At 70.1% G+C, this 18,722-nt stretch carries 18 protein-coding genes; 10 read left to right on the top strand and 8 right to left on the bottom strand.

The features are described 5' to 3' along the window. Window positions 1–8 precede the first annotated feature (8 nt). Window positions 9–296 (top strand): hypothetical protein, encoded by a 288-nt coding sequence (locus ADE01S_RS03045; RefSeq protein ID WP_062679987.1) that lies wholly within the window; start codon window positions 9–11, stop codon window positions 294–296. Next, window positions 293–988 carry a glutamine amidotransferase gene (locus tag ADE01S_RS03040; protein WP_062679986.1) on the top strand — a complete coding sequence of 232 codons (696 nt, stop codon included), beginning with the start codon at window positions 293–295 and terminating at the stop codon, window positions 986–988. The genes ADE01S_RS03045 and ADE01S_RS03040 overlap by 4 nt, the downstream gene beginning before the upstream one ends. Window positions 989–1,034: 46 nt before the next feature. Here ADE01S_RS03040 and ADE01S_RS03035 read toward each other — a convergent pair whose 3' ends face one another. The 3 genes from ADE01S_RS03035 to ADE01S_RS03025 form a co-directional block, all read right to left on the bottom strand. Next, window positions 1,035–1,778, bottom strand: a complete 744-nt coding sequence (locus ADE01S_RS03035) for a GntR family transcriptional regulator (RefSeq protein WP_062679985.1) — start codon at window positions 1,776–1,778, stop codon at window positions 1,035–1,037. A gap of 38 nt (window positions 1,779–1,816) precedes the next feature. Beyond that, the gene (locus tag ADE01S_RS03030; protein ID WP_062679984.1) at window positions 1,817–2,782 is read right to left on the bottom strand and encodes a Bug family tripartite tricarboxylate transporter substrate binding protein; all 966 of its coding nucleotides are present in this window, start codon (window positions 2,780–2,782) and stop codon (window positions 1,817–1,819) included. Between the two features lie 77 nt (window positions 2,783–2,859). Beyond that, window positions 2,860–3,306, bottom strand: a complete 447-nt coding sequence (locus ADE01S_RS03025; RefSeq protein ID WP_062679983.1) for a cupin domain-containing protein — start codon at window positions 3,304–3,306, stop codon at window positions 2,860–2,862. A 174-nt stretch (window positions 3,307–3,480) separates the two neighbouring features. Between ADE01S_RS03025 and ADE01S_RS03020 the strand changes: the two genes are divergently transcribed. Both ADE01S_RS03020 and ADE01S_RS03015 read left to right on the top strand, forming a co-directional pair. Beyond that, entirely contained in the window at window positions 3,481–4,362 is an 882-nt protein-coding gene (locus ADE01S_RS03020) for a dihydrodipicolinate synthase family protein (RefSeq protein ID WP_062679982.1), read from the top strand. Then, the gene (locus ADE01S_RS03015; protein ID WP_062679981.1) at window positions 4,359–5,324 is read left to right on the top strand and encodes a tripartite tricarboxylate transporter substrate binding protein; all 966 of its coding nucleotides are present in this window, start codon (window positions 4,359–4,361) and stop codon (window positions 5,322–5,324) included. The genes ADE01S_RS03020 and ADE01S_RS03015 overlap by 4 nt, the downstream gene beginning before the upstream one ends. A 17-nt stretch (window positions 5,325–5,341) precedes the next feature. Here ADE01S_RS03015 and ADE01S_RS03010 read toward each other — a convergent pair whose 3' ends face one another. Continuing rightward, window positions 5,342–6,247: a LysR family transcriptional regulator gene (locus ADE01S_RS03010; protein ID WP_062679980.1), complete on the bottom strand. Its 906-nt coding sequence runs from the start codon at window positions 6,245–6,247 to the stop codon at window positions 5,342–5,344. A 51-nt stretch (window positions 6,248–6,298) separates the two neighbouring features. Beyond that, window positions 6,299–7,381 (bottom strand): 3-phosphoserine/phosphohydroxythreonine transaminase, encoded by a 1,083-nt coding sequence (gene serC, locus ADE01S_RS03005; RefSeq protein WP_062680117.1) that lies wholly within the window; start codon window positions 7,379–7,381, stop codon window positions 6,299–6,301. Between the two features lie 126 nt (window positions 7,382–7,507). On the opposite strand from serC, the gene pdxR reads away from it, so the two are divergent. Next, a complete protein-coding gene (gene pdxR, locus ADE01S_RS03000; RefSeq protein WP_062679979.1) occupies window positions 7,508–9,040 on the top strand; it encodes a MocR-like pyridoxine biosynthesis transcription factor PdxR in 1,533 nt (510 codons plus the stop codon). Here pdxR and ADE01S_RS02995 read toward each other — a convergent pair. The 3 genes from ADE01S_RS02995 to ADE01S_RS02985 all read right to left on the bottom strand — a co-directional run bounded on the left by ADE01S_RS02995 (window position 9,034) and on the right by ADE01S_RS02985 (window position 12,621). Then, entirely contained in the window at window positions 9,034–10,332 is a 1,299-nt protein-coding gene (locus tag ADE01S_RS02995) for a serine hydroxymethyltransferase (RefSeq protein ID WP_062679978.1), read from the bottom strand. The genes pdxR and ADE01S_RS02995 overlap by 7 nt on opposite strands. Before the next feature lie 37 nt (window positions 10,333–10,369). Further along, window positions 10,370–11,578, bottom strand: a complete 1,209-nt coding sequence (locus ADE01S_RS02990; RefSeq protein WP_062679977.1) for a benzoate/H(+) symporter BenE family transporter — start codon at window positions 11,576–11,578, stop codon at window positions 10,370–10,372. A gap of 158 nt (window positions 11,579–11,736) precedes the next feature. Next, window positions 11,737–12,621 (bottom strand): LysR family transcriptional regulator, encoded by an 885-nt coding sequence (locus tag ADE01S_RS02985; protein ID WP_062679976.1) that lies wholly within the window; start codon window positions 12,619–12,621, stop codon window positions 11,737–11,739. Between the two features lie 104 nt (window positions 12,622–12,725). Between ADE01S_RS02985 and ertD the strand changes: the two genes are divergently transcribed. The 5 genes from ertD to ADE01S_RS02960 are packed head-to-tail and all read left to right on the top strand — an operon-like array spanning window position 12,726 to window position 18,715. After that, window positions 12,726–14,099, top strand: a complete 1,374-nt coding sequence (gene ertD, locus ADE01S_RS02980) for a hydantoin-5-propionate amidohydrolase (RefSeq protein WP_062679975.1) — start codon at window positions 12,726–12,728, stop codon at window positions 14,097–14,099. After that, entirely contained in the window at window positions 14,096–15,358 is a 1,263-nt protein-coding gene (gene ertE / locus ADE01S_RS02975; RefSeq protein WP_062679974.1) for an N-carbamyl-l-glutamate amidohydrolase ErtE, read from the top strand. The genes ertD and ertE overlap by 4 nt, the downstream gene beginning before the upstream one ends. A gap of 29 nt (window positions 15,359–15,387) precedes the next feature. After that, window positions 15,388–17,028 carry an S-methyl thiourocanate hydratase gene (locus ADE01S_RS02970; protein ID WP_062679973.1) on the top strand — a complete coding sequence of 547 codons (1,641 nt, stop codon included), beginning with the start codon at window positions 15,388–15,390 and terminating at the stop codon, window positions 17,026–17,028. Next, window positions 17,025–18,104, top strand: coding sequence for an S-methyl thiohydantoin desulfurase (locus ADE01S_RS02965; protein WP_062679972.1), 1,080 nt, complete (start codon window positions 17,025–17,027; stop codon window positions 18,102–18,104). The genes ADE01S_RS02970 and ADE01S_RS02965 overlap by 4 nt, the downstream gene beginning before the upstream one ends. An 11-nt stretch (window positions 18,105–18,115) precedes the next feature. Further along, complete coding sequence (locus ADE01S_RS02960) at window positions 18,116–18,715, top strand: glutathione S-transferase family protein (protein ID WP_062679971.1); 600 nt, start codon at window positions 18,116–18,118, stop codon at window positions 18,713–18,715. Window positions 18,716–18,722: the final 7 nt, after the last annotated feature.

Genomic DNA, 18,722 nt, shown 5'->3' with positions numbered 1-18,722 from the left:
TCCGCCCCATGCCGGTTCACCGACTCGTCATCATGCGCCACGGCCGCCTCATCGGCCATTTCGAATCGACCCTCGCCTCGACGCAGGATGACTGCCGGGAGATCGCGTCGCGCCTGCCGTCCGAGGATGGCTACCAGGTCAGCCTGCAGATCGCCGACGGCGAGCGGCGGCTGCTCGAAAGCACCCCGGCCGGCATTCGCGTGCTGGCCTCGGAAACCCTGTTCAAGTCCGTTCCGGAAGGCCTGGCGGGCGCGGCGGGGCGCCGCGCGTGCCGCCGCCAGGAGTCGCTGTCATGAGCCGCCTCGCCCTTGCGATCCGCCATGTTCCTTTCGAAGACCTGGGAGTCCTGGCGCCGGCCCTGGCGGACCGGGGTTATGCCGTGCGCTACCTGGAGGCGGGCGTGGACGCGATAGACCCCGACGTCCTGGCGCAGGCCGATCTCGTCGTGATCCTGGGCGGGCCCATCGGGGTCTACGAAACCGACCGCTATCCCTTCCTGGAAGCCGAGCTGCGGGCCATTGGCGAGCGGCTGCGCCGCGACAGGCCGACCCTGGGCATCTGCCTGGGCGCGCAACTCATGGCGGCGGCCCTGGGGGCGGAGGTGGCGTCGACCGGACGCGTCGAAATCGGCTATGCGCCCTTGACGCTGACCGGGGAAGGCCGCGAATCGCCGTTGCGGGCGGTCGAGTCCGTGCCAGTGCTGCATTGGCACGGCGACCAGTTCGGCATTCCGGCTGGAGCGCGGCGCCTTGCCGAAACGCCGGGCTTTCCCAACCAGGCGTTTGCGCTGGGACCGCGGATACTGGGCCTGCAATTCCACCTGGAAGCCGACGCGGCGAAGATCGAGCAGTGGCTGATCGGCCATGCCTGCGAATTGAGCCTGCGCGGCATCGATCCCGCCGCCGTCCGCCGCGACGCCGCGCAGCATGGCCCGTCGCTGGCGCGCCACGCGCGCCAGGCGCTCGATCTATGGCTGGACGCCTTCTGAGCCGCGGCCAGGCGGGTTCGTGCCCGCGGCCGCCGGCGACGGGCGTTCAGCGGCGGGACGGGCGCGCCGGCGGGCGCTTCTGAAGCCATTCCACGACGAACTCGCCGGACTCGTGGATATGGGCGCGCATGGCCGCGCGCGAGGCCGCGGCGTCGCGCGTCGTGAGGGCCGCGACGATGGCCGCGTGATGCTCGATATTCTTCTTCATGCGGGTTTCGTACATGCCGAGCACCGTCATGTTGAGGATGTTCTTCGTGTAATCGGTATGCAGGTCCTTGATGATGCGCTCCAGCGACGGGTTGCCGGCGGCGCGGAAGATCAGGGCGTGGAATTCCTGGTTGCGGGCCACCCAGTGCCGCATGGCTTCGGCGGCCGGACGGGAGGCGGGCGCCGCCCCGGCGTTGACCTCCGCGTACAAGGCCGAGACCGCGGCGGCGCATTCGGCATGGGCGCATTGCAGGCGTTGCAGGTCGGCATCCGAAATCCAGCGCGCCGCCAGTTCGGCCGCCATGCCCTCCAGCTCGCCCCGCAGCCAGTAGTTGGCGCCGATGTCCTTGATGGTGGGCGCGACCACCGTGGCGCCGTAGCGCGGCTGCTGGACGATCAGGCCCTTGATCTCCAGCTGTCGGAATGCTTCGCGCACGGGCGTGCGGCTGACGTCGTATTCCTCGGCCATCGACTCCTGCCGCAGCTTCTGTCCGGGCGGGTACGTGCCGTCGAAAATCTTCCGGGAGATCGAGTCCACCAGATGCTGCACCAGATCTTCCGTGTAATCGCGTCCATGGTCCATCGACCGTCTCCTTTGCCTGAACCCGCCCGGGCCGCCGCCTATTTTGCGGGATCGCCGGCGAACACCCGTCGCCATTTTGCTTCTTCCTGGCGCATCCGTTCCTGGAAGACCCGCGATCCCGTCGGCATGGGCTGGCTGCCTTGCGCATACAGCTGCGCCATGCCGTCGCTCTGCGCCACGACCTGCATGGCGCGCTCCAGGGCGGCCAGGATCGAGGCGGGCGTGGCTGCCGGGGCGACGAGCCCCGAGATCGAGCCCACGTCGAACTCGGCGCCCAGGCCGGCGCTGGCCACGGGGACCTCGGGCAGGTTGGGCACCGGCTTGCTCGACGTGACGCCCAGGGCGCGCATCTTGCCCGACTGCACGAAAGGACCCACCACCACGGTTTCCACGGCGGTCACGTCGACGACGCCGGACAGGAGCGCGGTGGCCGCTTCGGCGCCGCTTTTGTACGGCACGTGCATGAGCGAGGTGCCGGTCTCTTTCTGCAGCAGCGCGAACACCTGGTGGATCGACGTGCCCTGCCCGGAACTGGCGAAGGAGACGGCCTCGGGCCGGGTCCGGGCGCGGCCGATCAGCGACGGCAGGTCCTTCACGGGCGAGCTTTCGGGCACGACCAGCACCAGCGGCGTGCTGGCGATCATGGAAACGTAGGCGAAATCGCGGAAGGCGTCGTAGCCGAGCTGACGATGGATCAGCGGGTTCACGGCGACCATGCCGTTGGTGATGATCATCAGCGTATAGCCGTCGGGCTTGGCCCTGGCCACGATGTCGGCGGCGATGTTGCCGCCGGCGCCGGGCTTGTTCTCGACGATGACGGGCTTGCCCAGTTCGGCCTGCAACTGCCTGGCCACGGTTCTGGCCGTCAGATCGGTGATGCCGCCCGCGCCGAACGGGACGACGAGCGTGATGGGCTGTTCGGGCCAGGCCTGGGCGGCCTGCGCCGCGCCGGCCAGGCAGAGCGCCAACGCGGCGGCGCACCAGCGCAAGGGGAATGCGGTCATGATGTCTGTCTCCTTGGATCGTTGTGGTTGTGCTCGGGAGAGGGCGGCTGGTGCCGCCGCTCCCGGCCGGCCCCGCCTCAATGTTCGAGGTCTTGGTCCGTGATGTCGGGCAGGGGGCCCTTGATGTTCATGCGGCCTTCGTACACCGGCCGCGCGCCCGTGGTGGGGCCCTGGTACTGGACGAAGAACAGCGTGCCGCCGGTCTCGGTGCTGAGCGCTTCCTCGATGTGGGGATCGGGATGGAACACGACGGTGCCCGGCCCGAAGCGCTTGCCGCCCATGTCGAATTCGCCGTCGATCACGTACCAGACCTGGGCGAAATCATGCTTGTGCAGCCGGAAGCCCGCGCCGGGCTCGTAGTGCAGGAAGCCGGCGTTCGGCTCGGTCGGGCGCTCCTGCCGGGTATGGAAAAGGAACTTCGTCTTGTTCTTGAAGCGGCCCATCTCCCAGTCCATGTCCTCCGGCCGGCGGTACTCGGGCAGGTGGTGGACGGGCGGCCGTTCGAGGGTGTCGTTGCTGCTCATGGCGTGCTCCTTTGTGAGTTGGCCGGGAAAGTCTATCGGCCCCGCGGGAGAAATACTGGATACAAGAATGGGGCCGCGAGCCGCCATGGCGAGAAGTATCAGGCGCCCAGGAATTCGGTATTGGACCGGGGGCGGCCGCCTCCCCAGACTCCGGGGCATCAAGGAGAGCGAGCAATGCGGCTGAAGGGCATCATCGGATATCTACTGACCCCGTTCGACGACAGCGGCGGGGTCGATCACGGCATGTTGGAACGGCACGTCGAGCGGCTGATCGGCGACGGCGTGCACGCACTGGCGCCGCTGGGCAGCGTCGGCTGCCTGCCCTACCTGGACGACGCGGAGCGCGAAGCCGTCATCCGCACGGCGGTCGCGGCAGCGGCAGGGCGCGTGCCCGTGCTGGCGGGCGTGTCCAGCCTGGGCACGGCGAGCACCGCGCGCCATGCGCGCTATGCCGAGCGCGCCGGCGCGGCGGCCGTGCAGGTGCTGCCGAGCACCTATTGGAAGCTGACCGAAGCGGAGATACTCGCGTACTACCGCGAGGTCTGCCAGGCGGTTTCCATTCCGGTGATGGTCTACAACAATCCCTTCACCACGGGCATCGACCTGCCGGTTCCGTTCCTGGCGAGCCTGGCCGAACTGCCCAACGTCACCATGATCAAGGAAAGCAGCCCGGATCCGTCCAAGATCGCGCGGCTGCGCGAGGCTTGCGGCGACCGGGCCGCGGTCTACATCGGCCTGAATTGCATGGCGCGCACCGGTTTCGCGGACGGCGCGGCGGGCTGGTGCACGGCCTCGCCCAACGTCAGCCCCCAATTCGCGCTGAACTTGTACCGTTGCGCGGTGGCCGGCGATACGGCCGGCGCGGATGACTGGTTCGGCCGGCAGATCGACCTGCTGAATTTCCTCATGGACCACGGCCTGCCCCGGACGGTCGCCGCCGGCCTGCGGCTGCGCGGCTTCGACAGCGGACGCCTGCGCGCGCCGCTGGCGCCGCTGGCCGCCGATCTCGAACACAGATTGCTTGGAATCCTCAGAAAAATGGAGATAGTCGAATGAAGCACGGACTGCGCCGCTGCGCCGCGGCATTGTTGAGCCTGGCCCTTCCCGCCGCGGCGGCATGGGCGGACGCCTACCCGACGCAACCCATCCGCCTGATCGTGCCGTTCGGCGCGGGCGGTGTAACCGACACGACGGCGCGAGTATTCGCCGAAGGGCTCACCCGCGAGCTGGGCCAGCCGGTGGTGGTGGAGAACCGCGGCGGAGCGGGAGGCTCGATCGCCGCGGGCGCGGTGGCGAAGTCGCGGGCCGACGGCTACACCCTGCTGGTGATCACCAACGGCATGGTCGCGGTCAACCCGCTCATCTACAAGACGCTGCCGTACGATCCGAACAAGGACTTCACCTATATCGCCATGCTGGCCAACACGCCCACGGTGCTGGCGGTGGGGGCGGACAGCCCCTATCAATCGCTGCAGGACGTGATCAGGGCGGCCTCCGCCCAAGCCGACAAGATCGCGTTCTCCACCGCGGGCGAAGGGTCGGACAACTACCAGGTCATGGAGCTGCTGCAGCAGGCCACCGGCGTGAAGATGCTGCACGTGCCCTACAAGAGCGGATCGGAATCCCTGACGGCCGTGATGAGCCGCAACACCGATGTCACGGCGGTCTCGGCCGTGACCGCGGTGGGGTTCATCGACGCGGGCCAGATCCGGCCCTTCGCCGTGACCTCGTCTCGTCGCGTCGCCAACCTGCCGACGATTCCCACCGTGAAGGAGGTGCTGGGCAAGGACGTCGAGGGCGGATCGCTGTCCGGCGTCGCCGCGCCGGCGGGCACGCCGGACGCGGTGGTCGCCCGCCTGAACGCTGCGATCGCCGCGGTGGCCAAGGGCGCGCTGGTGCAGGAAAAGATCTACGCGCGCGGCAGCGAACCCGTGGACCCTTCGCAAGAAGCCTTCAAGCGCCGGGTCGTGGCGGAGCAGGAGAAGTGGGCGGCCCTGCTGGCGCGCCCCGCCCGGTAGCGCCGGCGGCGGGCCGGCTAGGCCGGCCGCGCCTGCAGAACCTCGCGCGCGGTGTCCATGAACCAGCGCACCGCGGGGTTCATGGAGCCGGCATGCGCCGCCAGCGCCATGGCGTAGGTCAGCGGCTCGCCCGAGACGTCCAGCAGGTCCACGTAGGCGACGTTGTCGATCGCGATCCGGCGCAGCGCCTCGGGCACGATGGCCACGCCCAGCCCCGCGGCGATGAGCGGCAGGCTGATCAGGGCATGCGAGGATTCCTGCATCACTTTCGGATGGAAGCCGGCGCGCTGGCAGGCGGCGACGATTTCGCTGGCGAAGCCCGGGCTGTCGGAGTGCGCCAGCGCAACCAGCGCGTCCTCCGCCAGGTCCGACAGCATGGCGGTGCGCTGGCTGGCGATGCGGTGGCCCGAAGGAACCGCCAGCGCCAGCCGCTGCCTGCCCACGCCGGTGATCTCGATGCCGGGCACGCCCGATGCCGGCGGCACGAGGAGCGCGGCGTCCAGTTCGCCGCGTTGCAGTTCGCCCAGGATGCCGACCGTGCTGCCGCTGGAAAGGCGCAGGCGGATATGCGGAAACCGCCGCGTGAATTCAGGGAGGATGCGAGGCAGCAGGGCGAGCGACGCGCTCGGCACCGCGCATACCCGCAGCGTGCCGACGCGGCCCTGCGCGGCGTCCCGCGCCACTTCCAGCGCGGCGTCGGCGCCTTCCAGCAGGCGCCGGGCTTCGCCCAGGAAGGCGCCGCCCGCCACCGTGAGGCGCACGCCCAGGCGGTCCCGCTCGAACAGGGCGGCCCCGACCTCGGCCTCCAGCCGCTTGATGGCGACGCTCAGCGGCGGCTGGGTCATGTGCAGCCGTTCGGCGGCCCTGCGATAGTTCAATTCCGCGGCCAGCACCACGAATTGCCTCAGTTGCCTAAAATCCATGTTTATCTCCGCCGGTCCGGGTCTGGCGCGCGCCCGCGGCGGGCAGGCGCCTCAGCCATGGACGCGCCGGAATTCTTTCATGAAATCGGCCAGCGCCGCCACGGCGTCGGGCCCGACCGCGTTGTAGAGGCTGGCGCGGATGCCGCCCGCGGACGCATGGCCCTTGAGCCCGCGCATCCCGGCGGCTTCGGCCGCGCGCAGGAAGGCCGGCTCCAGCGTCGGGTCGGCCAGGAAGAACGGCACATTGTTGATGGAGCGGAACGCCGGTTGCACGGCGTTGATGTAGAAGCCGCCGCTGGCGTCGATCTCGCGGTACAGCAGCCCCGCCTTGGCCTGGTTGGCCCGGTGGATGGCGGCGACGCCGCCCGACTTGCGTATCCACTTGAGGGTCAGGCCGGTCAGGTACCAGGAATAGGTCGCGGGCGTGTTCAGCATGGAGTCCGCCCGCGCCTGGCTGGCATAGTCCAGGACGTCCGGGGTCAGCGGCAGCGCGCCGCCGAGCAGGGCTTCGTCGACGAGCACGATGGTGATGCCGGCCGGGCCGATGTTCTTCTGCGCGGCGGCGTAGACCAGGCCATGCCGGGAGATATCGATGGGCTTGGACAGCAGGCTGGAGCAGGCGTCGCACACCAGCGGCACGGCCGCCTCTGGCGCGGCGGCGAACTGCACGCCATGCACGGTTTCGTTCTCGGTGTAGTGCAGGTAGGCGGCATCCGGATCGAGTCGCCACTCGCTCGCCGGAGGAACGCGGTCGAAGCCCGAGGCCTCGCTGCTGGCGGCGACGCGCGGCGCGCAATAGCGCCTGGCCGCCATGATGGCCTTGCCGGACCAGAGCCCCGTGTGCAGGTAGTCCGCGGAGGCCTTACCGCGCAGCAGGTTCATGGGAACCTGCGAAAACTGCATCGAGGCTCCGCCCTGCAGGAACAGCACTTTGTAGCGGGCGGGCACGTCCAGCAGTTCGCGCAGGTCGCGCTCGGCCTGCCGGGCCAGGGCGATGAAGGTGTCCGAGCGGTGGCTGATTTCCATGACGGACATGCCGGTGCCCGCGAAATCGAAGAATTCCTCGTGCGCCTCCTGGAGCACCTCCAGGGGCAGCGCGGCCGGGCCCGCGCTGAAGTTGTGTGACCTTGCCATGTCCATCCGATCCTGTTGCGCGCCGCGGACTCGCGGCGGCGCCTGCGTTTGCCGTGGCGACTCCCGGAGTCTACGGATAGAATGGCCGGTCCCGGCAGGCCAGTTTTCTTTCATTGGGCAGACCGCATGGCAAAGACATTCGAGCTAGAGACGCTGAAGATGCGCCTGAACGACGCGGACTTCCAGCGCCTGGATCTGCACCAGCGCATCCAGCGGGCGCTGCGCGCGCTGATCCTGGATGCCGCGCTGGGCCCGGGCGTGAAGCTGCCCGCGACCCGCGTCCTGGCCAAGTCGCTGGGCGTGGCCCGCGACACCGTCGAGAATGCCTACGTGCAACTGCACCGCGACGGCTACATCGTCCGCCGCGAGGGATCGGGCAGCTATGTGTCCGACTCGGTGGGCACCCAGTTGCGCGGGGCGGCTCGGCGGCGCGCGCGGCCGGATCCCGCGGGCGGCATCGAGGCGCCGGGCGCGGGCCTGAGCCGGCGCGGCCGGATGATCCTGGATAGCGGCGGGGTGGCCGACCAGCAGGCGGTCAAGGCGTTCGCGACCGGCCTGCCCGAAACCCGGAACTTCCCCACCGACGTCTGGGAGCGGTTGCAACGCCAGGTGCTCAAGGACTACCGCGCCAGCGTCCTGCTGCATGGCGATCCCCAGGGCGCGGAGCCGCTGCGCAAGGCGATCGCCGCCTACCTGAACCTGGAGCGCGGGGCCAAGGTATCGGCCGACCAGATCCTGGTCCTGAGCAGCACGCGCCAGGCCCTGTTCCTGTGCGCGCAATTGCTGGTGGACGCGGGCAAGCCCATCCTGATGGAGAATCCCGGCTACTTCGGCGCGCGGAAGGCATTCGAATCCGCCGAGACCCGCATCGTGCCCATCGACGTCGACGCGGACGGCATCCGCACCGATTTGCTGCGGGCGGACCGCAGCGGCGCCAATTGCGTCTACGTGACGCCCTCGCACCAGTACCCCACGGGCGCCACGCTGTCGCCGGCGCGCCGGCTGGAGCTGACCGGCTGGGCGGCCGAGCACGGCAAGTGGATCATCGAAGACGACTACGACAGCGAGTTCCACTACGATGGCCTGCCGACAGCCTGCGTGCAGGGCCTGGACCGCCACCGGCGGACCCTCTATCTCGGCACCTTCAGCAAGACGCTGTATCCCGGCCTCAGGATGGGTTACATGGCGCTGCCGCGGGAACTGGTCGGCGCGTTCGCCTGCGCGCGCAGCATCATGGACGGCCACACGCCGCAGATCCTCCAGCTGACGCTGGCGCGCTTCATGGAGGACGGCCACTACAACTCCCACGTCCGGGCCATGCGCAAGCTCTATGCGGGGCGGCGGGAGGCGCTGCTCGATGCGATCGGCCGGCATCTCGGGGGAATCGCGACGGCCGTGCGGCCGCCGGGCGGGCTGCAGATTCCCTGCCTGCTGGAAGCGGGATGGGGGGAGGAGGAAACCATCCGCCTGGGGGCGGCCGCCGGCCTGCGGCTGCCCGGGCTCAGCCGGCTGTACGCCGGCGGCGAGGCGAGGCAGGGCTGGCTGCTGGGCTACGCCTCGCTGACCACCTACGAGATCGAGGCCGCCATGCTGCGCCTGGCCAATGCGCTGGGCAGGAAGCCGTCGGGCCGCGGCTCCCGCCCGGCGCGGCCTCAGTAGGGCAGCGGAAAGCGCCGCGCCAGCGCGGCGACGCCTTGGCGGATGGCGTCCTCGCCGCGGCGGTCCACCGTGCCGGCGCGCACGCTGCCCAGCAGCGCCAGGATCATGTCGCCGATCTCCTGGAACTCATCCGGCCCCATGCCCCGCGAGGTGCAGGCCGCGCTGCCGACGCGGATGCCCGAAGTTACCGTGGGCTTGGCCTCGTCCTGGGGAACCGCGTTCTTGTTCAGCGTGATGCCGACCCGCTCCAGCGCCTGCTCCGCCACGTTGCCCGCCAGCCCCCAGGGCCGCAGGTCGACCACGCCCAGGTGGCAGTCGGTGCCGCCCGAGACGATGGACAAGCCGCCTTCCGACAGCCGGCGGCACAGCGCCTGCGCATTCTCGACGACGGCGCGGGCGTAGGCGCGGAACGACGGTTGCAGCGCCTCGCCCAGCGCCACGGCCTTGGCCGCCACGATATGCATCAGCGGTCCGCCCTGCAGGCCGGGGAACACGGCCGAGTCGATCTTGCGGGCGATGTCGTCGTCGTTGGTCAGGATCATGCCGCCGCGCGGGCCGCGCAGCGTCTTGTGCGTGGTGGTCGTGGTGACGTGGGCGTAGGGGATGGGCGAGGGGTAGGCGCCGCCCGCGACCAGCCCGGCGAAGTGCGCCATGTCGGCCATGAAGATCGCGCCCACGTCGTCGGCGATGGCGCGGAATCGCGCGAAATCGTAGGTGCGCGCATAGGCCGAGCCGCCCGCGACGATGAGGCGGGGGCGCTCCTGCCGGGCGATCCGCTCGACCTCGTCCATGTCCACGCGATGGGTGCGCGGGTCGACCCCGTAGCTCAGGGCCTGGAACCAGCGGCCGGACAGGTTGACCTTCGCGCCGTGGGTCAGGTGTCCGCCGGCCTTCAGGTCCAGGCCGAGGATCTTGTCCCCCGGCGCCAGCAGCGCGAGATAGACGCCCTGGTTCGCCTGGCTGCCGGAATGGGGCTGCACGTTGGCGTGCCGGGCGCCGAACAGGCGTTGCGCGCGCTCGATGGCGATGCGCTCGGCTACGTCCACGTTCAGGCAGCCGCCGTAGTAGCGGCGGCCCGGATAGCCTTCCGCATACTTGTTCGTCAGCACCGAGCCCTGGACCTCCAGCACGGCGCGGCTGACGAAGTTCTCGGAGGCGATCAGTTCGATCGAGCGCATCTGGCGATGCCGTTCGGCGTCGACGGCGGCCCAGATGTCGGGATCCGCCTGTTGCAGGGGAAAGGGGCTGACGACGGGCAGCGCGAGCCCGTCGGGGAGGTCGAGTTCGGTCACGATGGTTCCTGTGTCGGGAAGAAATGGAAAGGGGGCGCTAGGGCTTGGCGGGGTTGCCGGCCAGCCGGGGCTGGCCGCCGTGGATCAGCAGGTGCGCGGTCAGGCCCGCCACCAGGCCCCAGAAGGCGCCGCCCACGCCCAGCAGGGTGACGTTGGCGGCGGTGGCCAGGAAGGTGATGAGGGCGGTTTCCCGGGTGCGCGCGTCGGCCATGGCGTTCGCCAGGCTGCCGCCGATGGCGCCCAGCAGCGCCAGGCCCGCCAGCGTCGTGATGAACGCCTTGGGCAGCACCATGAACAGCGTGGCCAGCGTGACGCCGAACGTGCCCACCAGGATGTAGAACAGCCCGCAGGCCAGCCCCGCCACGTAGCGCTTGGCGGGATCTTCATGGGCATCCTTGCCCGTGCAGATCGCGGCGGTGATGGCGGCCACGTTGAAGGCGTGCGCGCCGAACGGCGCCATCAGCAGCGATCCCAGGCCGGTCACGGCAAGGATGGGATTCGCGCTGGTCTGGTAGCCGTCGTTGCGCAGCACCAGCATGCCCGGCATGTATTGCCCGGTCAGGGTGATGATGAACAGCGGCAGCGCCACGCCCAGCAGGGCCTGCAGCGAGAAGCGGGGCGTCTCGAAGACCGGCGCGGCCAGGCTGAGGTGGATGGCGGAGAAATCGATCCGGCCCTGCGCGATCAGCAGGCCCACGCCGATCGCGAGGATGCCCACGACCGCGAAGCGCGAGGTGTAGCGCTTGAGCAGCGCATAGGAGATCACCAGCACGATGACCAGCACCGGATCGGCGCTGGCGCCGCCGAAGGCATTGACGCCGAATTGCAGCAGGATGCCGGCCAGCAGGCCCGCGGCGATGCCGCCCGGGATCATGCGGACCAGCTTGTCGAAGGCGCCGGACAGGCCCAGCGCGATGAAGCCCACCGCCGAGATCATGTACGCCCCGATCACTTCGCCATAGGGAGTAAAGGGCATCACCGTGGCGAGGAAGGCCACGCCGGGCGTGGACCACGCGGTGATGATGGGCGCGCGGTAGCGCCAGCTCAGCAGCGCGCCCGTGACGCCGACGCCGATGGACACCGCCCATACCCAGGACGCGGTCTGCGCGGGAGAGAGCCGGGCAAGCTCGGCGGCCTGGAAAACCAGGACGAAGGTTCCTCCGTAGTTCACCAGCACCGAGATCAGGGCGGCGACGGTGGGAGAAAAGAAGTCGGCGGGTCGAAGGCCGGCCGGCGATGCGCTCATGGATCACTCCGCGTTCGTACAGGAAAGCCGGCGGACGGATCGGCCGGCGCGAACGGGAAGTCTAGGATTGTCGTGGCCGGTTGGTTCATGCCACATTCGAGGGGATGGGCAGACCGCTTCGATCGGCCGGGCCGCCGGCCGCGGCGCGGCCCGCCGGGTCAGGGCGTGAGCGTCTTCAAGGTCTTGAGGAAGTCTTTCGCCGGGCGGCCCAGCGGCTCGTACAGGAGGTGGAAGGCGTCCACGTTCACCCGCACGTCGGTGGCGAGGGGCTTGACCACCACGTCGGGGTGGGCCAGCCGCGACGCGGTGAGCGTATCCACCAGCGCGATGCCGGTCTGTTCCTCGGCCAGGGCCCAGGCGACGTGGGCCTGCTGCACCTCGATGCTGAAACGCAGCAGGCTGCCGGCGCGTTCGGCCACGTCGCGCAGCGATTGCGCGAACGGGATGTCTGAGGCGTAGCCGATCAGCTTCTGCCCTTCGAGGTCCTGGACCTGGATCTTGCGGCGCCGGGCCAGCGGATGCGACCGCGGGATCGCCACCGACCAGCCCGTTTCGCACAGCGGATGCACGCGCAGGTTGGGGTGGCCGATGGGCATGTGGGCCACGCCGATCTCGAATTGCCGTTCCAGCAAGGCTTGCAGCAAGGCGCCGGGGCTCATCGTCCGCAGGACCACCTGCACGTCGGGGTGCGCTCGCGCGAAGGCGCTGATGGCGCGCGGCATCAAGGACTGGCTCAGGTTGGCGCTGCAGGCCACGCGCAGGTACGCGGTGCGCTGGTGGATCAGGTCTTCGGCCACCTCGTTGACGCGCGTGACGTATTGATAGAGCGAATCGACTTCCATGAAAAGCCGGTTGGCCTCGGGCGTGGGATAGATACGCCCCTTGATGCGCTCGAACAATTGAATGCCCAGGCGCTGCTCGGTGTAGGCGACCAGCCGGCTGACGGCCGGCTGGGACACGTTGAGCACCTTGGCCGCGCCGCTGATGGAGCGCGCCAGCATGATGGCGCGGAAGACTTCGATCTGACGCAGGTTTATTTTCATTTTTGATCGATAACACGAGATTATGAAAACAGCATAAATAAGCATAAGCCATTGTGGCTTGTCCTCCCTATACTGCCTGCTCCCCTGTCTTGAGGATGGCTGACGTGAGTGACTTTGACTTGGTGGTGCGCGGCAATATCGTGGATGCCGACGCCGTCGTGCAGGACGGCTGGATCGGCATCCGGGACGGGCGGGTGGCTGCCCGCGGGCAATGCCTGGGCGGGGCGGTTGCCCCCATGGCGCGGGACCGCGTCGATGCGCGCGGCCTGTGGATCGTGCCCGGCGTGGTCGATGGGCAGGTCCACGCGGCCAGCCAGGCCAACCAGGAGGGCCTGGGCCATGCGTCGCGGGCGGCGGCCGCCGGCGGCGTGACCACCATGGTCGACATGCCCTACGACGATCCCGAGCCCGTCGCGTGCCGGGCCAGCCTGGACGCCAAGATCGCCGAGGTCGAGCGCGACTGCCACGTGGACGTGGCGCTGTACGGCACGCTCAACGATATCCACGGGCTGGGCGCGGCCGGCGGCCTGATCGAAGGCGGCGTGTGCGCGTTCAAGTTCTCGACCTTCGAGGCCAGCCCAGGCCGTTTCCCGCGCGTCGAGGAAGACCTGCTGTACGAGGCTTTCCGGCTGATCGCGCCCTCGGGCCTGGCTTGCGGCGTGCACAACCAGAACCAGGAACTGACCCGCAAGAACATCGCCCGCATGGTCGAGGCGGGCGACACCGGCTGGGATGCCTTCATGCGCGCCCACACGCCGCTGATCGAAAACCTGGCGACGGCGGGCATCTACGAGATCGGCGCGGAGACCGGGGCGCGCGCGCACGTGGTGCACGTCTCCACCGCGCGCGGCTTCGAGATCCACGATATGTACCGCCGCAGCGGGCACGCCGTCTCGATCGAGACCTGCGTGCAGTACCTGATGCTCAACCATGAAGAGCATACCCGGCGCTTCGGCGCCAAGACCAAGCATTACCCGCCGATCCGGCCCAAGGAAGAAGTCGAGCTGCTGTGGACCCATATCGCCCGGGGCGACTGCACCTTCGTGTCGTCGGACCACGTGAGCTGGGGCCTGGAGCGCAAGCAGAATCCCAACGTTTTCAAGAATTCCTCCGGCGGGCCGGGCCTGGAGACGCTGCTGCCGGCCTTCTGGACGGGCTGCGAAGACCGCGGCATTTCGCCCACGATGGTCACACGGCAGCTGAGCGCCAATCCGGCGCGTCATTTCCTGCTGCATGACCGCAAGGGCGGGCTGGCCGTGGGGCAGGACGCCGACCTGGCGCTGCTCAAGCCGGAGCGCTACGCATTCGACCCCGCCGGCAGTCTGTCCGCCGTGCAGTGGAGCTCGTTCGAGGGCATGGAATTCAGCGTGCGCGTCAGCGCCACCTATTGCCGCGGGCGCCTGGCCTACGACGGCGCGATCCGCAACGAGGCCGGCTTCGGCCGCTTCCTGCGTCCCGCCACGGGAGCTTCGCGTTGACCGCCGCTCCCCGCATCGACGCGGACCGGCTATGGCAGCGGGTGCAGCGGCTGGCCGAGTTCACGCGCCCGGGGGCGCCCTGGACGCGCCGCGCCTTCGGCCCGGAGTTCACCGCCGCGCGCGCCTGGCTGGCGGACTCGTTCCGCGAAGCCGGGCTGGAGACGCGGGTGGACGCGGCGGGCAATCTGATCGGCCGCCGTCCCGGGCGTCGCGACGGCCTGGCGCCGCTGGCGACGGGATCGCACTGCGATACGGTGGTCGACGGCGGCCGGTTCGACGGCATCGCCGGCGTGCTGGCCGGCCTGGAAATCGCCCATTGCATGCAGGAAGACGACCTGCGTTTCGAGCATCCGCTGGAGATCATCGATTTCCTGTCCGAGGAGCCCAGCGACTACGGCGTGTCCTGCGTGGGCAGCCGCGCGCTCGCCGGGGCGTTGACACCGGACCTGCTGGCGCAGGCGGACCCCGCCGGCGAGACGCTGGCGCAAGGCATCGCCCGCATCGGCGGCGACGTGGCGGCCATCGGCTCGGTGGACCGCCGCGGCGTGCCGAACGCCGCCTTCGTGGAACTGCACATTGAGCAGGGGCCGGTGCTTGAAAGCCGCGGCCTGCCGATAGGCGTGGTCAGCAGCATCGTCGGCATCCGTCGCGTCGCGATCGAGGTGCTGGGGCGCCCGGATCACGCGGGCACGACGCCCATGGACATCCGGCGCGACGCGCTGGCCGGCGCGGCCGAGATCGTCCTCGAAGCGCGCGACCGGGCGAATGGCTATCTGGGCGGCCCGGCCTATGTGGTGGCGACGGTGGGCCGGCTGGAATTGACGCCGAACGTGGCCAACGCGGTGCCCGGCGCGGTGCGGATGACGCTGGAGGTGCGCAGCGGCGACAGCGCCGTGCTGCGCGCGTTTCCGGAACGCGTGCTGGAGGCGGTGGCGCCCCGGCTGGAAGCCGCCGGGCTGCGGGCATCGATGCGCCCGCTCACCGACGCGCAGCCCACCGACTGCACGCCCGAGGTCATGCGGACGATCGGCGAGGCCGCGCAGGAACTGGGGCTTGCGAGCATGGTGCTGCCCAGCGGAGCGGGTCATGATGCCGCCTACATGGCCGCGGTCGGCCCGATGGGCATGATCTTCGTGCCCTGCCTGAACGGGCGCAGCCATTGCCCGGAAGAGTGGCTGGAGCCCGGGCAGCTGGCGGACGGCACGCGCGTCCTTTATCGCACATTGCACAAACTCGACCGCGCGTTGGCGCGGTCCTGAACGACGGGGAATGCCCCGGAGGGGAAAAAATGGAACCACGACGCATTCGGGCACAACGCGGCACCGCGCTGCGCTGCAAGGGCTGGCACCAGGAAGTGATCCTGCGCATGCTGGAGAACAACCTGGAGAACGGCGAGCGCCCGGAAGACCTGGTGATCTACATGTCGGCGGCGAAGGCCGCGCGCGACTGGGACAGCTTCGACCGCATCGTCCAGGCGCTGAAGACGCTGGACAACGACGAGACGCTGATCGTGCAGTCCGGCAAGCCGGTGGCGCGCTTCCGCACGCACGAGCGGGCGCCGCGGGTGCTGCTGGCCAATGGCAACGTGCTGGGCCGATGGGCGGGCGACGACGCCATGTTCCAGCTGGAACAGCGCGGCCTGACCATCCTGCCGGGCATGACGGCGGCCTGCTGGCAGTACATCGGCAGCCAGGGCATCGTGCAGGGCACCTACCAATCCTTCGTCGGGGCCGCGCACCAGTATTTCGGCGGTTCGCTGGCGGGGCGCGTCATCCTGACGGCCGGCTGCGGCGGCATGGGCGGCGCCCAGCCGCTGGCCGGCAAGATGGCGGGCGCGGCCACGCTGGTGGTGGACGCCAATCCCGACGCCTTGCAGCGTCGCGCCGACACCGGCTACCTGGACACGATCGCGGCCTCGCTGGACGATGCCCTGGCGCGCATCCAGGCGCTGGCCGGCGCGGGCGAGGGCGGCTCGGTGGGCCTGGCCGGCAACGCGGCCGACCTCTACGAGGCCATGCTGGCGCGCGGATTCCAGCCGGACATCGTCACCGACCAATGCATGGTCGATCCCTATCGCGGCTATGTGCCGTCGGGCTCGACGCCCGCGCAGGCGGCCCGGTGGATACAGGAAGATCCGGCCGCGGCGCTGGCCGCCGCCGCCGCGACGCTGCTGCGCCACGCCGGCGCCATCCTGGAGTTCCAGCGCCGCGGCGCGCTGGCGTTCGAATACGGCAACACCTTGCGCGCCCGCGCCGTCGAGGCGGGGCTGCCGCAGGCCGCGGAGCTGGAGTCCTTCGTGACGCTGTTCATCCGGCCATTGTTCTGCCAGGGCATCGGGCCGTTCCGCTGGGTCGCGGCCTCGGGCGATCCGAAGGATATCGAGGCCGTCGACGCCATCATCGACGAAACCTTCGACGCGGATCATCCGATCCGCCACTGGATCGGCATGGCGCGCAGGCATATCCAGTTCCAGGGCCTGCCGGCGCGCATCGGCTGGCTGGGCCACGGCGAGCGCAGCCGCCTGGCGCTGCGCGTGAACGAGGCGGTGGCCAGCGGACGCATCAGCGCGCCCATCGCGTTCACGCGCGACCATCTGGACGCGGGCTCGGTCGCGTCGCCGTATCGCGAAACGGAAAAAATGCGGGACGGCAGCGACGCCATCGCCGATTGGCCCCTGCTCAACGCCATGCTGGCCTGCAGCGGCGGCGCCACGCTGGTGGCCATCCATTCCAATGGCAACAAATCCCAGAGCGCGGGCCATACGGTGATCGCCGACGGCACGCCGCTGGCCGCCGAGCGGCTGGCGGCGGTGCTGGATGGGGACACGGGGATCGGCGTGACGCGGTATGCCGAGGCAGGCTATGAACAGGCGCTGGGCGTCGCCGAGGCCGCCGGCCTGGGCGTGGCGGGCGCGGGGAGGCAGGCATGAGCCAGGACACCTTGGGCTTGGACGATATCGACGCCGCCATCGCGGGCGGATTGCTGCTGTCGGCCGGCGGCAGCGGCCGCGCCCGCGTGGCGCAGAGCCGCCGCTTCGCCGAGCTGGCCTGTGCCCGCGGACCGCTGGCGCTGCGCCCGCTGGCCAACCTGCCGGCGGACGCGCAGATCCTGGTTTCGACAGCGGTGGGCGCGCCGGGCGCGGGCAAGCACCTGGCGGACCCCGACCATGCGCTGCGCGCCGCGCGCAATCTGGTGCAGGCCAGCGGCGCGCGCATCGACGCCGTGATGCCGGGCCACGTTCCGGGCTTCTACGCGTGGCTGCTGGCGGCCGAACTGGGCGTGCCGCTGCTGGACGCGGCGTGCAACGGGCGCGGGCATCCCACCGTGCGGATGGGCAGCCTGGGCCTGTCGTCGCGACCGGACGCGCTGCTGTATCAATGCGGCGTGGGCACGGGACTGGAGATCACCCTGCACGGCAATATGCTGACGACCGCCGCCCTGCTGCGCGCGGCCGCCGTCCAGGCGGGCGGGCTGATCATGGCGTGCCGCGGCCCGTTGGCCGCCGGCATGGTGTCGGACGCCGCCGCGCATGGCGCCATCGGCTACCAGCTCAGCGTCGGGCGCGCCATGCTGGCCGCGCCGGCGCAGGGCGAGGCCCGCCTGGCCGCCCTGGTGGCGGCCTCCGGCGCCCGGGTGCTGGCGCGCGGCGAGATCGCGGGCGTGACGGTGGCCTATCGCGAAGGCTTCGACGTGGGCGAGGTGGCCGTCACCGACGCCGCCACCGGGGCCCGCGTCGCGCTGGGCGTATGCAACGAGTTCATGACGGCCGACGCCGACGGCCGGCGCGTGTCCACGTTCCCGGACCTGCAGGCCATGCTCGACGAGGAGACCGGCGAGGTCCTGGCCATCTCGGAACTGGAGGCCGGGCGCCGCGTGGCGGTCCTGGTCGTGCCGAAGGGACGCCTGCCCATGGGCGCGGGCATCTTCGATCCGGCCGTCTATCCCGACGTCGAGGCGCGCATGAACCTGTCGCTCGCCGAATACGCCCTGGACCCGGACGCCTGAGGAGACGCGGCATGACCATTCTTTACGACAGCCGCAATTCAGGCAACGGATGGAAGATCAGGCAGCTGCTCAGCCTGCTCGGCCTGCCTTACGAACGGCGCATCCTGAACCTGGCGGCGGGCGAGTCGCGCACGCCGGAATTCCTGGCCATCAACCCCCAGGCCCGCGTGCCGGTGCTGCGCGAGGCCGACGGCCTGGTGCTGCGCGAATCCAACGCCATCCTGGCGCACCTGGCGCAGGGCACCCCCTACCTGCCGGACGCCCGGGCGGCGCGCGCCGAGGTGATGCAGTGGCTGTTCTTCGAACAGTTCGACCACCTGCGCAATTTCGCCCGGCCGCGCTTCCTGGTGAGCATCGCGCGCAGCGCCGCGGCGGACTCGCCGGAGGTGCTGGCCTTGCGCGAGCAGGGCGTCAAGGCGCTGGCCGTCATGGAGGCGCATCTGGCCGGGCGCGACTACCTGGCGGGCGGCGCCTACACCATCGCCGACATCGCGCTGTATCCCTACACCCGCCTCTCCCCGATGGGAGGGTACGACTTGCAGCCTTATCCGCAGGTCCGGCGCTGGCTGGAACATATTGCCGCCCGCCCGGACACGATCGCCTTGCCCTGATTTTCCG

It is taken from the genome of Achromobacter denitrificans NBRC 15125 (assembly GCF_001571365.1).
Lineage (GTDB): Bacteria > Pseudomonadota > Gammaproteobacteria > Burkholderiales > Burkholderiaceae_B > Achromobacter > Achromobacter denitrificans.
The sequence above is the reverse complement of the archived record's forward strand: the minus strand, read 5'-3'. Positions and strand labels throughout refer to the sequence as shown.